The sequence below is a fragment of the Paludibaculum fermentans genome (assembly GCF_015277775.1).
GTDB classification, from domain to species: domain Bacteria; phylum Acidobacteriota; class Terriglobia; order Bryobacterales; family Bryobacteraceae; genus Paludibaculum; species Paludibaculum fermentans.
The window spans coordinates 2,660,154-2,674,045 of sequence record NZ_CP063849.1; the positions used below are offsets into that span (position 1 = coordinate 2,660,154).

At 61.2% G+C, this 13,892-nt stretch carries 9 protein-coding genes; 4 read left to right on the forward strand and 5 right to left on the reverse strand.

The window, feature by feature from the left end:
* Positions 1–143: 143 nt before the first annotated feature.
* The gene (locus IRI77_RS10365; protein ID WP_194451998.1) at positions 144–1,676 is read right to left on the reverse strand and encodes a xylulokinase; all 1,533 of its coding nucleotides are present in this window, start codon (positions 1,674–1,676) and stop codon (positions 144–146) included.
* Positions 1,677–2,450: an HpcH/HpaI aldolase family protein gene (locus IRI77_RS10370; RefSeq protein WP_194451999.1), complete on the reverse strand. Its 774-nt coding sequence runs from the start codon at positions 2,448–2,450 to the stop codon at positions 1,677–1,679. It abuts the gene before it with no gap.
* 110 nt (positions 2,451–2,560) lie between these two features.
* On the opposite strand from IRI77_RS10370, the gene IRI77_RS10375 reads away from it, so the two are divergent.
* The 4 genes from IRI77_RS10375 (at position 2,561) to IRI77_RS10390 (ending at position 9,276) form a co-directional block, all read left to right on the forward strand.
* A complete protein-coding gene (locus tag IRI77_RS10375) occupies positions 2,561–3,295 on the forward strand; it encodes a GntR family transcriptional regulator (RefSeq protein WP_194452000.1) in 735 nt (244 codons plus the stop codon).
* 259 nt (positions 3,296–3,554) lie between these two features.
* The gene (locus tag IRI77_RS10380) at positions 3,555–4,595 is read left to right on the forward strand and encodes an exo-alpha-sialidase (RefSeq protein WP_194452001.1); all 1,041 of its coding nucleotides are present in this window, start codon (positions 3,555–3,557) and stop codon (positions 4,593–4,595) included.
* 43 nt (positions 4,596–4,638) lie between these two features.
* Positions 4,639–7,809, forward strand: a complete 3,171-nt coding sequence (locus IRI77_RS10385; protein WP_194452002.1) for a TonB-dependent receptor — start codon at positions 4,639–4,641, stop codon at positions 7,807–7,809.
* 606 nt (positions 7,810–8,415) lie between these two features.
* A complete protein-coding gene (locus IRI77_RS10390) occupies positions 8,416–9,276 on the forward strand; it encodes a hypothetical protein (RefSeq protein ID WP_194452003.1) in 861 nt (286 codons plus the stop codon).
* Positions 9,277–10,020: 744 nt separating this feature from the next.
* Here the strand turns inward: IRI77_RS10390 and IRI77_RS10395 are convergent.
* The 3 genes from IRI77_RS10395 to IRI77_RS10405 all read right to left on the reverse strand — a co-directional run bounded on the left by IRI77_RS10395 (position 10,021) and on the right by IRI77_RS10405 (position 13,742).
* Positions 10,021–11,310 carry a phospholipase D-like domain-containing protein gene (locus IRI77_RS10395; protein ID WP_194452004.1) on the reverse strand — a complete coding sequence of 430 codons (1,290 nt, stop codon included), beginning with the start codon at positions 11,308–11,310 and terminating at the stop codon, positions 10,021–10,023.
* 688 nt (positions 11,311–11,998) lie between these two features.
* Positions 11,999–13,309, reverse strand: coding sequence for a hypothetical protein (locus tag IRI77_RS10400; RefSeq protein ID WP_194452005.1), 1,311 nt, complete (start codon positions 13,307–13,309; stop codon positions 11,999–12,001).
* A complete protein-coding gene (locus IRI77_RS10405; RefSeq protein ID WP_194452006.1) occupies positions 13,290–13,742 on the reverse strand; it encodes an RrF2 family transcriptional regulator in 453 nt (150 codons plus the stop codon). Before IRI77_RS10405 ends, IRI77_RS10400 begins: the two co-directional genes overlap by 20 nt.
* Positions 13,743–13,892 lie beyond the last annotated feature (150 nt).

Sequence of the window (13,892 nt, forward strand, 5' to 3'; positions counted from 1 at the left end):
AGTGCGGCTCCGGTTGGCTGAGTTTGAGGGCGCCCAGATCCGGTGTTTTCCCTTAAGACTTGCCAAGCAAAGTTTCCGTAACTCGGGGCTTGCTTCGTCTGGCGATGCGCCAATAGCTTCCGTCAGGCCTCGCGGTTCACGCCTCAACCAATTTGGATTGGGCTTTCAACTGGTGGGAGGGGCGCAACGGGGTAGGCCTCGGACGGGAGAAACAGCGGGGTCAGTTGCTCCGCCAGCATCGTGTACAGCTGGAACTGCCGGTCGTAGACGGCCTTGTTCGCCGCGTCAGGCAGGACGGGTGCGCCGCCCTGGCCGAGCACGCAGGCCGCCTCAGCGTCAGACTCATACCATCCCAATGCGCGGCCCACGATTGCCGCGGCGCCCGACGTCGTCAACTCGTGGTCGAGTAGCGGCACCAGAGTTTTGCCGGTGATGTCGGCCTTGATGGCGTTCAGCAGAGGGTTCTGCGCCAGCCCGCCGGCAAGCTTCACAGTCCCGATGCGGACTCCGCCGGACTCCATCACGCTCTGGATATGGCGCAACGAGAAGCAAACGCCCTCATACACCGCCCGCGCCATGTCGGAGCGCGTGGTGGAGGCCGTGAAGCCGAAGAACGCTCCGCGGGCGTCCGGGTTGCACAACGGCGCCCTCTCGCCGGCGAGATAGGGGAGGAACACGAGTCCGCGCGCGCCTGGGGGCGAGGACCGGACCATCTCGTCGAAGCGGGCAAAGTCGCAGTCCATCAGTTCAGCGCGCGCCCACTCGAGCGAGGCGCCTGAAGCGGCCGTCGAGCCGCGCACCAGCCAATCGCCCGAACCCGAGAATGGCAGCGAATAGACACGCCTGTTCCCGTCGAGGAACTGCGTTGCCCGCCTGACCCCGAACGAGGTCACCGTGCCGGAGATGTCGAGAGCCTCGCCCTCGCGGTGGAGACCTGCGCCCAGGTAGGCGGTCATGCTGTCATATGACAGTGAAATGATGTGACACGGCGGCAGGCCGCAAGCGGCTGCAAGTTGTGGAGCAAGCGTCCCCAGCACCGACCCGATGACGGCGGGTTGACCGAGTTTGCCGGCGTCCAGGCCGAGTTCCGCCAGTAATGGCCGGGGCAACTCGCCGGAGAACGGATCGGCATAACACGTGAATTGAGTGTAGGTGTCCATCCATGCAGCACCCGTCAGAAGGTAGTTGAGATACCCGGTGGAGTCGAGCAGGAGCCGCGCGCGGGCATACGTATCCGGCTCTTCTCGCGCCAGCCAGAGGACCTGCGGCAGAAGATCGCAGGCATTGGCCCGCCAGCCAGTCGCCTGGCTCACCACCTGGAATGCGGCCGTGGCTTCGATTTCGGGCAGACAGCGCGCCGGGCGAGCGTCGGAGTAGAGCATTGCCGGACGCAGCGGCTCACCGCGCTCGTCGAGAGCCACGGTCCCGGCCAGCGTTCCGCAGGCTGCAATCGCACGCAGGCAGCGGGCTAGCTGATGGTCCCTTCCGAGCCACTCGAGCAAGGTCCGGAGGCCGTCGCGCCACTCGCGAGCATCCTGCTCCGCGCAAGTGCCGGCGCGGATGGTTGTCACGGGAACAGACCACCGGGCGAGTTTGTGGCCAGCACGGTCCATCACCGTGCCGCGCAGGCTCTGCGTGCCCAGATCCACTAACAGAATGACGTCACCAGGCGCCATTCAGTCCCCTGCCGCCAACCTGCGGAGCGCTTCCATGCCGTGCCGCATGCCCGACGCCAGCATGCCACGATCGGAGCCCATGGCGATGAACGTGAAACCCATGCGCAGGTACTGCTGCGCCTGCTCGGCATTGCGGGCCAGAATCCCCGCCGGCTTGCCGTGAGCGGCAGCGGACGCCACCACTGTCTGCAGCGCGGCGCTGAAGCGCAGTGCGTCTTCCGCCGTGGCGCCTACACCCAGGCTGACACTCAAGTCGAGGGGGCCTATGAACAGCACGTCGATGCCGGCCGTCGCCGCGATGGCGCCGGCGTTCTCTACCGCTTGCGCGGACTCGATCTGCACCGTCAACAGCACTTCGCGGTTGCTCCCGCTCAGGTATCGGTTGTAGGTGAAACCGTAGCCGCTGGCCCGTGTGGAAGTCGCCGCGCCTCGAGCGCCCAGCGGAGGGATCCGCACCGCCGCCACGGCCGCAGCCGCCTGTTCAGGCGTCTCCACATTCGGGATCATGACGCCGGCCGGCCCCAGATCCAGCACGCGCTTGATCTCCACCGAATCGAGCCCACCTACACGAACCACCACCTGGGCCGGGCCCGCCTGCGCCGCCCACAGTTGATGGGCGAGGTCCCTGTAGTCGCCTGAGCCGTGTTCCAGATCGACAAGCAGCCAGTCGTAGCCAGCCAGCGAAGCGATCTCCGCCGAGACGGCAGAGCCCAGGTTCAGCCACATGCCAAATGCCGCGTTCCCGGATTGCAGGTTTTTGAGGAGTTGGGTCAAGCGAGGCTAGTATACGGAAGATCCGAATAACATGTCAATAAGTATTATAAACATATCAGCCGCGTTTCGGGCGGCTTCTTGAGCGACCAATGACGTGCTAGAATCGCCTCGTGGGTACACTCCGCTCACCGCAACTGAAGGAAGATATTGCAGGCTTGGCCGATCGTGCCTACCGGTACATTCTCGACCAGATTCTGCGCGGTGACGCTCCGATGGGCGCCGAGATCAACCGTCGCAAAATCGCGGCGGAGCTCAATATGAGCCTGCTGCCTGTGAGTGAGGCGCTGAAGCGGCTGGAGCAGGAACTGCTGGTCGAAAGCGGACGCCGCGTCGGCACCCGTGTCCGCATCCCCTCTCCCCAGGAGATTCGCGGCTTCTGCATTGTTCGCGAGGCTCTGGAAACTCAGGCTGCGCGGCTGTTCGCCACGCACGCCCGGCACAAGGACCGGCAGCAGCTCAATCAGCTTGCGGCTGAACTCGATGCCCTTTACGAACAGAACGCGGAACTCGGTGAAGATGCGGACAACGCCTTCCTGCACGAGCTGCGGCTCTGCCACATGCGATTTCACCTGAGCATCGCCGACGGGGCCGGCTGTCCGTATCTGCAGCAACAGGTGGAGAAGAACCAGCACCTGGTGTTTAACTGCTTTTACGACAAGCTCTTCGGCCCACGCCGGCTGCCGCGCGAATGGCATCTTTCGCTGGCTGTCGCGATCAACTCAGGGGATATCGACGAGGCTGACCGTGCTACCCGAACGCACGTCCGGCACCACCTGGACGAGATCCTCTACAGCCTCGAGCCCTACCTGAGCCTGGACCGCCAGCGGATAGTTTCCACCGAGTAGCAGGCCCCTCCAAATCCCTGGGAAGCGTACCTTCCGCAGCCTCATTCCTGTGATTCATACAGTTGAGACGCTGCCGGCGGCTGGACCGCTCTCTGTCTAGCATTTTATAAATTGCTATTGACATGTTTTTTACATCATGTAGAATTCTTTTGTGATCTATCATCCCGGTTCCCGCACTTGCGCTTCCCTTCCTCTGCTGCTGCTCCTGATGGCCCCGCTCTCGTGTGCCACCGAGCCATTTGAACTGTGGGACAGGCGCGTGCCGTTTCCGCCGGTGGAGATCATGCCGTTCCTCTCGACGGTGACGCATGTCTCGGTGGAGCGAGCCACCCCGCAGGGCCCGTTCTATCTGCACGAATCGGGCATCGCCTACTACAAGGGACAACTCCATGCGATCTGGGCCAATGGGCCCACGGAGCTGAACTTCTATGAAGAGTCCACCCGGACTAGAGTCTCCAACGACAAGGGCATGACTTGGTCCGCCTCCACCGAAATTGCGCCTGGAGGTCCCCAGTTCGCCCACAATCACCCGGTGATCTTCACGCACAAGGGCCAACTCTGGGCCTACGCGGCGAACTTTAACAAGGAAGAGAAACGGCCGCGGGTCAAGGCGTTCCTGTTCAACGCCAAGTCAGGCAAGTGGGAAGCGAAGGGGCTGGTCATGGAGGACTTCGTGCCCTTCGATCCGCCGAAGAAGATGGCGGATGGCAACTGGATTCTGACCGGGGAGAAGAGCTTCGATACCAATCCACGGGTGCTCATCAGCAAAGGCGACGATTTCTCGCACTGGACGCCCGTCGACCTGCCGATGCCGGAAGGCATGAAACTGATCTTTCCCGAGACCACGACGCTGGTGTATCCGGACGAACTCATTGCGGTGACTCGAAACAGCCTTGCTCCGCGCGCGCTGGTATCGGTCAGCAGGGACAACGGCCGCCATTGGAGCCCACTGGAAGCCAGCAACCTGCCGATGGTGGCCTCGAAGCCCCTGGGCGGAGTGCTTTCCACGGGGCAGCGCTATCTCATCTCCAATACTCCGGACAAGGGCCGCCAATTGCTCACCATTGCGGTGACGGCTCCGGGAGAGCGGAAGTTCTCCAAAGTCTGGAAGATCCGTCATCAGGGCTACCCTGTGAGGCGGTCCACCCAATACGTTCCGCTCGAGGCCAAGGATGGCACCACTCACTGGGCGTACCCGGCGGCCCTCGAGTTGGACGGCAAGCTCTACGTTACCTACTCGGTCGCGAAGGAAGACTGTGAGCTGTCCATCATTCCACTCACAGCGCTGCGCGTTGATTGAGTTGAACAGAATTCAGCATAGAACTCAAAAAAGGATGTCCACGATGCTCCGTTTGCATATCACGGTTCTCGCCGCGGCAATGCTGCCGGTCTTGTTCATTCCAGCCGCGGTTGCCCAGGCGACGCTCGGCTCCATCTCGGGAAGGATCGCTGACCAGTCATCCGCGGCGATTCCCGGCGTCACCGTGACGCTGACGAATCTGGCCACGGCGCAGACCAAGGTCGCGACCACCAGCGCGGACGGCTATTACATCTTCAGTTCGCTACAGCCGGGCCGCTACGCGAGCCGGGCGGAGTTTGCCGGCTTCAAGTCGGCGGTCACGCCGGAAATTGTCCTGCAACTCGGGCAGGTGCTGACGCAGGATTTGCAGATGAGCGTGGGTGAGGTGAGCACGACGGCGGAGGTGACGGCGGAAGCTCCGCTGGTGCAGCGCGAATCCGCCGCTCTCGGGCAAGTGATTACCAGCCAGCAGGTCGTCGAAATGCCTCTGAACGGCCGCAATTTCCTATCACTGTCGCTGCTGATTCCCGGTGCGGCTGAGAATCCCGGCGCGCAAAGCCAGTTCAGCATCAATGGCCAGCGCGGCAACCAGACCTCGCTGCTGTTCGACGGGCTGGATTCGCGCATGGTGCAAAATGGCAGGCCGGCCGTTACGCCGTCCGTCGACGCAATCCAGGAGTTCAGGATCGACCAGAACTCAACGTCGGCAGCGTATGGCAGCGGCACGGCGGTGATCAATGCGGCCCTGCGCTCAGGCACGAATCAGCTCCACGTCGTATTGTGGGAGTTCCTGCGAAACAACGCCTTGGATGCGCGAGGCTATTTCGACACGGTGCAGCCTTCCTTGCGACGCAACCAGTTCGGCTTCACTGTGGGCGGACCCATCCGGCGCAACAAGACCTTCTTCTTTGCCAACTACGAAGGCGGCCGCCGGCGGCAGTCGTCCACGCAGTATGCACTCATCCCTACTCCGGCTGAATTGAGCGGCAATTTCGCGGCGGGACAGACTATATACGATCCACTGACCTTGAGCGGGAATCAGCGGCAGGCGTTTCCGGGGAATGTCATCCCGACAAACCGGCTGTCCCAGTTTGGGAAGGCCGCCGCCGGGCTGTATCCGCAGCCCAATCTGGGTAGCGTCACCGGCTTCAACTACGCGGGTTCATCCATCGCGCCCGAAGACGCCGACCAGGTGCATATCCGCATCGATCATCAGATCAACGCCAAGACCACTTTATTCGGACGTTTCAGCAGGACCAACAGCGACTCGCTCGGCTACACCACCCCGCTGCCATACAGCGGAACGACAGCAAAGAACAGCGGCACGCAGATCGTCCTAAACGTGAACCGCATTTTCACCCCAGCGCTGCTGAACTCACTCACGATGGGCTACACCTACGGCAACAGCGTGAGCAAGATCCTGCTTGCCGACCGGCCGATCTCTGTCACTGATTTTGGCCTAGGGAATCTCAAGATCACCGGCGATACACAGGGCATGCCGCTGCTGGCCGTCACCGGGTATGCGCAGATGGGTTCGCCGATCAACAATCCGACGGGCGGCCGACAGGACTACTACCAGCTCACAGACGATGTGACGTGGACCCGCAACCGGCACAACATCAAATTCGGGGCCGATTTCCGGCAATACCGTCCTTCGATCTACGACCAGCAGACCCCGAACGGTAGTCTGAGCTTCGATGGCCGCTATACGAATCAACCCGGCGTGGCGAGGACAGGCAGCGCAGTAGCCGATCTCGTCCTGGGCAATCCGTTCTCGGCGTTAGTCACCCAGATGGTCGAGTCCAACGGCATTTGCACCATGCGCTGGACCCATCTGGCTTACTATCTCCAGGACGACTTCAAACTGACGACCAGATTGACGTTGAATTTCGGCATCCGCTACGAGTACGACACGCCTTATCGCTTCATCCGCAACGACGCGTACGTGTGGTCTCAAAGCGATGGGCGGTTTCTGATCCCCGGCAAGGACATCGCACGACAGTACAACCCCGACAGAAACAACTTCGCGCCCCGGCTCGGCTTCGCCTACAGCATTTCCCCGAAGATGGTGATTCGCGGCGGCGCGGGTGTGTTCTATGGATTCATCCGCGGTCTTGAGCTACAGAATGCGCACGCGAATCCACCATTTCTCGTGAATTCGACGGTGAATTCCGGCGCGCTGACCTACACGCTGCCGGCCGGAGTCTTCAACCCGCCATCGCGAGACGTCACCGCGACCACGAACCTCTTCTCGGCGAATCCCGATTTCAGGACGAACTACAACTATGAGTGGAACCTGACAGTCCAGCGTCAGCTGGCACAGTCTATCTCGCTGCAGGCGGCTTACGTGGGATCGTCGTCCCACAAGCTGATCGGCCGTGCGCTGATCAACCAGGCGCGTCCTGATCCGGCGTCCGCCACCGCCACCCCGATCCAGGGCCGCCGCCCCTTCACGGGAGCGGGCGATATCAGCATCACCGACTCTATCGACAACGCGAACTACCACGCGCTGCAGGTGACGGGTGAGAAGCGCCTGGGCGCGGGTTGGAACTTCCTCGCCGCTTACACCTGGAGCAAGGCGATGGGCATTGGGGAAGGCAACGCCGACCAGTCCGCCATCGGCAACCAGTATGTTTCCAGGCACGTCTACTATGGCCCGACGGCTTTCAGCCAGCCGCAGCGTTTCACGCTGAGTTCCAATTACGAACTGCCTTTTGGAAAGGCCAAACGGTTTGCGAGCAACCAGTCGCCGCTGGTGGACAAAGTGATCGGAGGCTGGAGCTTGTCGCTCATCGGCACGTTCTTCGCGGGCGAGTTCCAGACCCCCACTTCGAACGTCAGCGCCAATGTCGGCCGTGTCGATAAGAATGTTCCGTCCTGCATCGCCAATCCGAACCTGCCGGCCGATCAGCGCAGCTTGCAGCGCTGGTTCGACAAGAGTGCGATTGTCGCCCAGCCCTTCGGAACATTCGGCAACTGCGGCATCGGTGTGGTGCAAGTCCCCGGCACGAATAACATAGACCTGGCCGTGCTGAAGAACATTCGCATCGGCGAGGGGATTCGGATGCAACTGCGCGGCGAGGCATTCAATGCCCTGAACCACCCCAGCTTCGGCGGTCCGGGGCTGACGACTGGCTCGGCGTCCTTCGGCGCGATCAGCAGTACGCGGACCGCGATGAGAAGCCTGCAAATCGGGCTCAAGATGTACTGGTAACGGAAAGCCAGCTTGAGGCGGATCAAAGGCGGGGACCGTGCTGAGGGAGAAGGTCGAGTCTCTTGTCTTCCAACATGTATGACAACCGACGATTCTCACTCAGCAGTCACCGCTGGGCAAGGTAGCCATCGCGGAATGAGGGGGGACAAAGGAGGCTCCCCTGCACGAGCGCCTTATCCTTGGCCCGAGGTTCCGTCACAATGGCCATTTCGATTGATTGAGAGGGCACTTCGGAGCACGGCGCGGGGTGCGAAGGCAGAGGTCTTGAGATCCTGTCTGTGGCCTGGATGCAATGGGTCGCGGACGAGGGGAAGCGGCATCGGCTATGAGGCTCCGGGCGGTCCAGCGTCAAGCGGTGAAGAGCGTACGACGGTGATCCCCTTCTTTCCATGGGCTACGGAAACTTGCACATGAGACTGCCCACATCCCCAATACGAAGCGCGGGCGCGCGAACTCAGGTTCCCACATACGATGGCGACAGCCATTGACCAACGTTTTCTGGAAGTTATCCAGATGCTGGAAGATTCCAGGAGGCCCGATGAGTGACGAACTCACGCGCCTTTTCACACCGCACAATCAACATCCTCAAGGGGGCGACGGGAGCTGATGGAGGCAATTATTGCCTTGCACCCGGCCATCCTGAGCAGGGCCACGCAGATCGCGCTTAAAATACCAAATATGCTGCATCTTGGGGCGCTTTCCAGCACAGACCTCTGGTGGTTGGCGTTTCTGTTCCTCTGGATCCTACTGTCGCCATTGGTCGGCATGGCGCACTCGTTCATTCACTTTCGGGACGTGGGCCCACCCAGAGTTGGAGTGGACATCCAGTTGATTCTTATCATTGCCCTCGTCCAGGGGTTCCAATATCACTGGATTTCCGGCATACTTGCCTTGGCCGCCGTCGCAATTTACTGCGGATGGACGTTTAAAGCGTGGGAGAGACTCTGGGCCTCCTGGGGAGAGGACCACCTGCACGGCTCGGCAGGCATCAAGGTTCGCGTTGTCCCTGATCTTTCGCGCCGCATCAACGGGGCCTATCCACTGCTCCTTCCTCAAGTGTGCTTTGAGCAGCTCAGCGCTGCTGAGATCGATGCCCTTCTTGCGCGCCAAAATGCAAGACCGTCAAACCGGCCGCTGAGTCTCTGTTGGCTGATGCCAGTCCTCGTCGCGTTTGGAGCTGGTTCTGCACCCCCAATGCTGAGACCGGTTGTGGCGGCGGCTGGTATCGTCTGCGGTTGGGCTGCACTGACTTTGTGCTGCCGCTATCTCGACCGCCAGGCCGACGCCAGGGCCGTCCGGGCCACTGGCGACTCCGTCACCTTCATTCAGGCCATCGCCAAGGCCAACGCCCTCATGCACGAGGTCCCTCAACGCTACCGCATGTCCACGTGGTGGCTGCTCCCAACCTCGCTAGAAGCCCGCATCGCGGCCATCGCTCGCCAAACTCCACAAGGGCGCCAACCATAATGCGTCCGTCGACCCTCTCCCCCTTCGGCTCCTAAGAAGTGGTCAGCGACTATGCAATGCTTCAGGGCTCAGAGGTGTACACCTCCGCCGCATGTTTCGCTACCCTCACACTGATTCTCGATACGCCCCTATTTCTGCCAAATTGTTTCGGGCCTGCTTCCGGCTCCTCTGGCGCTACGTGATGTTCGGAATCCGTGCCGGTGCCGCCTGGTACTCGCCGAGCGAACCACCCCAGAAGTCTTAGGACAGGATGGTTCCACGCTCGCGTTGCGCACTGGCACTTTCTCCAACAGGCGGCCCCGTTACCGGTTTGTTAGACGCCGCCCGAATCGTAGACGAACGATCTTCGATCGTCACCCACAACCGGAATCCGTAGTCGACCGTGGGTGTTCCGCGAGCCACTTTGGGGACGCCGCCGCGCTCGTAAGCCATCCGAAGTGCGAACGTAATACAGCACGCGGTACTCCGGTGGTTCTTCAAAGTGCTGAGTAAAGAAGGATTCCTGGACACGCAGACCGTGGCGATCGACCCGGCAACGCTGCGGGCCAATGCGGCGATGATATGGATCCAGCGACGAGCCAATGGGCGGAAATACAATGAGCAGTTAAAGGACTTGGCCGAAGCAAACCCGGCGCCACTGGCAACCGAGAACAAGCCACTAAGGCCATGTCATCTGTCCGAGAGTTGTGCTCGCGCCTCCATACGGCCTTCCGGAAAAGCACCGCTGCCAGAGGCTGCCAGGCATCACCCCAGATACGTCGCCAGATCTAGCTCGAATGCGTGGCCCTGCCATGTATGATCACCGGCTTCGAACCTGCGGCGGTTCGACCTGGCGCTCTCTCGGAATAGATGTAGAGCCGCGCGATCATCAAGGCCGAACGTATCCTGATCGAGGTGTTCGCGGAAAAGCTCGCAGCGGAAGGCGCGAACGGTGTCTGGCTCGGAGAAGGCTGCGTTCATTTCTCCATTACCGAAGAGCGAAAACCGGTGCAGGTTGCACGAGCCAACGGTGGCCCATTCGTCGTCCACCAACATGACCTTGGCGTGGACATAGATCAATTTACGATGTCCATCCGCGCCAAGGCCGGCAATACCCGCCAACAGGAAGTTCGGATAGGTCCCAAGAGTCATCCGAGCTTCGAGAAACGCGCGCCGCGCTGCCGGAACCGGCAAACTGACATCGGGCTGAGCCGGCATCAGCAAGACGACCTCCACTCCGCGCTGGAGCGCACCGCGCAGGCAATCCACAATTTCAGGCACATCCACGTACTGGTTTTCTATATAGATCGACCGGCTCGCAGCATTGATGGCCGTACAATACTGATGCAAATTGGAGACCTCACCCGAAGCGATATTGAACGACATTCCCCCCGGCGATGCCTGACTATCGCCGTAACGGCCCGCATGCATTGTCCGTTGGATCTGCACGACCGCACTCCCGCGTTCAGGCGGGAGCCGGCTCGGAAACGGCAGGTTGGCGGTGCTCCCCGCTCCCCAACAGCCGTCTTTCGCCAATAGCTCGCTCGCTTCATTCCAGCGTTGTATGAAGTTGTGGCAAACGTCGACCGTCGAAGGCCCCGCCAGCTCAACGAAGACGTCGTGATTGTGCCCTTCGCCATGATGAGCAGGTGTGACCATGGAATGCGGATTCAGATTGATCCCCCCGACGAAGGCCGTTTCACTCTCCGCTCCAGCATCGATGAGCCAGCACTTCTGGTGCTGACAGAACCCTGGATGAGCGCGGTCCCAGCGAATTTTGACGCCCGACCGGCGCTGATTGAGTAGGTTAATATGCTCAGGAGAGCCCCAGAACGCGTTGCGCCTGAGCCACGCGGTCTCTTCATCGGGCCGCCAACAAATGAGTCGCACGTCGATACCGCCAGCGGCAGCACGATCGAGAACGTCCCATGCGCTGCCCCGGCCATCCGGCATCTCGAAGGCCGGCCACAGGAAAGCCACCGTCAGCCAAACGCTGAATCGGGCCCCCTCGACGGCCTCGCAGATGCGGCGAAACGCGGGCTCACCATCGATCAACGGCCGTATAGAATTCCCGCGCCGCTTAGGATAGGCACCTGACTGCACGAAGGGTATGACGGCACTGCTCATCGGGGTGCTTATTCAGTTTCCCATTGGTGAATAGGGCGTTCAAGGCCAACGCCCGCGCAGGCATGACCATCGATATCCCGTTGCGGTGGAGGCGATCGGCTGATGCGCGGCAACAGGGCGCATTTTTGACGGAATTGGCGTCTATAGACGCACCAAACGGGAGCATGCGGATCAACGAGAAATTGGTCCGGTACCCGGAAATGATGTTCGGCCGGCCGGTGCATTGCGCCGAGCGCAGCGCATGCCATTGACCACCGTCGTGGCCGCCGCCAATCGGTGTTCCCTTGCCGCCGCGACCGGCTGACGTGCGTGGGCTGGCTGCGTGAAAAGGCGCGGCGGAGGACCTTGGACAAAGCCCCGCGAGCAGGCGCCCCTCGGCATCTCGGCGAAGCGAGGCAAACACAAGTGATCGCTTTGCTCGACAAATAACTGGTTCACGGCCGGAACGCTGTCACGTTCGTGCCACCTCGCGACTTACGGGTTAGGTGCGACACGCGCGGAAAGAGGGACGGTTCCCTGCCCCCATTGGTTGACGAGATCAACGAACAGATGCTCATCCCGCTTGGGCTCTGGTATTCCGCGCCTCAAGAAGTTCCCGCCAGCCCGCGCAGTCTTTTCAAGGTCGCAGCCAGTACTCCGGCAAGCCGGTCTTGGTGGCGCGCAGAATCTCCAAGATGGAGCGGCGATCGACGCTCGACAGGGACGCGAATTTGGGGCCTTGGTCTTCTCCGGAGAGGACCTGCCAGAGGCGCTGGTAGACGCGCTCTTTCATAGGCTGCGGCATTTGGTCGAAGGCTTCGGCGTAAATCAGATAGCTGCAAGGGTACCGCAAGAGCCTCGTCTTCAGGTCGAGTTCGCGCAGGGAGCGGCCGGTGCCATCCCTGGGGCCCTGCCGGGCAAACGACTCCGCGAACCCCGACACTCCGGTGACTGGTTCGGTCAGGCGCGCCTCTTCGGCGAAGAGCATGTACTTGACCAGTTCCTCGGCGGCGTTGTTGATGCGGCGAACATTGGATTCGCTCAGTTCGCCTTCCGGCTGCTGCAGGAACTTACTCATCACCGCGTTGTCGTAGAGTGCGAGGCGCGCCTCGAAGCCGACCCGGGTGATCAGGTTCGTCATGCGGGTCTGATGCTCCAACACCATCAATGCAACGATGTCGCTATGGGGCGTCAGGTAGGCTCCGGTATCAAAGCGAAACCGCAGATCGGTCACATTCTGGCCATTGGGCTCCATGGCGATGGGCCCTTCCCGTGTTTGCACGATCGCATTGCCCATGTGCGCTTGGGCGCCGTGTTTCCCGGTGACATACCATCCGCCCCACCTTTCCTTCAAAGGGCTGCGGTGGTCCGTGACGAAGGAACCGGCCTGAAACACAGGCATCCCGGATTGCGACGGATAGACAGAGCGGACGAGCAAGCCAGGCACACCCACGGTGGAGCCATTCTGGTGACATTGCAGGCAGGTGTCCTGACGGTCAAAATGCGGCTTCCCGGTGGGCTCCTGATCGAGCGTGTAAAAGATCACGCCCTGCCTGGGATCGACTGCGGCAAACTCCAGCACGTCACCGCCGCGAACCCAGCCGACCGCGACATTGTCGTTGAAGTAGACGGCGCGGGGGAGTTTGGGCGCGATGCGGGTCGCCTGAAAACTAGTCTTCGAGAAGACCAGAACCTGCGACGACGGGCGCACGGTCAAGGCTTCCAGAATGGATTCCAGGTAGCCGTGCCCCTCGCGGAACTTGAGTTTTAGATCCCCGGCATCGATGCGCTTCTGCAGTCGCGAGACCGCATCATCGACGGGCAAGGCGGCGTATTGAATCGCAGCATGATCGAGCGGCACCACATAGGACCCTTCCAGCCCGCCGATGGCGACGGCAGCGAGAGCCAAACCAATCAAGAGTACGCAGCTAATTTGCCGTTTGGACATGACAGAGAGATTCTGTTCTTTCACAGAGAGGACGAATTGGGCTGGGGTTGGCCAGGATGTCGGCGATGGTCGTTGAGCGGAAGGACTCTTCCACGACGCCGACCGCCTCATCGAGTTTGCGGTGGAGCGGACAGAGCGAGGAATGCGACTTGAGGCCGAGAGGGCAATGATTGATGCGCCGCAGCGGATCGACGATGGAGATCACGTCCAAAACCGTGATTGCTTCCGGAGCGCGGGATAGCGTGAAACCGCCATTCCGGCCGCGCTGCGCGCTGACGAGTCCGGCGCGGGTGAGCGGCTGCAGGACCTTGTTCAGGTAGTCCTGCGGAACGAGAGTCCGGGCGGCGATGGCTTGCGTAGTCCAGGACGAGGTCCGGTCCGCGGCCAGCACGACAATGGCGCGGAGAGCATATTCCACGGTCTGGGAGAGCATGGGCCTATCGATAATATGATATCTGGATAAAGATATCGAGGTTTGTTTATTGAACCCACACTGTCCTTGTCGTGTTCTGCATCCACAGAGGCGTCCGCTGTTCTGAGCTCTCTGGAGGTGTTGCGGCCGCACCGGGGGGAAGTGCTTTTC

Excerpts from the sequence above, each read along its gene's own strand:
- IRI77_RS10390 (WP_194452003.1), top strand. The coding sequence starts at position 8,416 with ATGGAGGCAATTATTGCCTTGCACCCGGCCATCCTGAGCAGGGCCACG.
- IRI77_RS10385 (WP_194452002.1), top strand. The coding sequence starts at position 4,639 with ATGCTCCGTTTGCATATCACGGTTCTCGCCGCGGCAATGCTGCCGGTC.
- IRI77_RS10400 (WP_194452005.1), bottom strand. The coding sequence starts at position 13,309 with ATGTCCAAACGGCAAATTAGCTGCGTACTCTTGATTGGTTTGGCTCTC.
- IRI77_RS10365 (WP_194451998.1), bottom strand. The coding sequence starts at position 1,676 with ATGGCGCCTGGTGACGTCATTCTGTTAGTGGATCTGGGCACGCAGAGC.
- IRI77_RS10405 (WP_194452006.1), bottom strand. The coding sequence starts at position 13,742 with ATGCTCTCCCAGACCGTGGAATATGCTCTCCGCGCCATTGTCGTGCTG.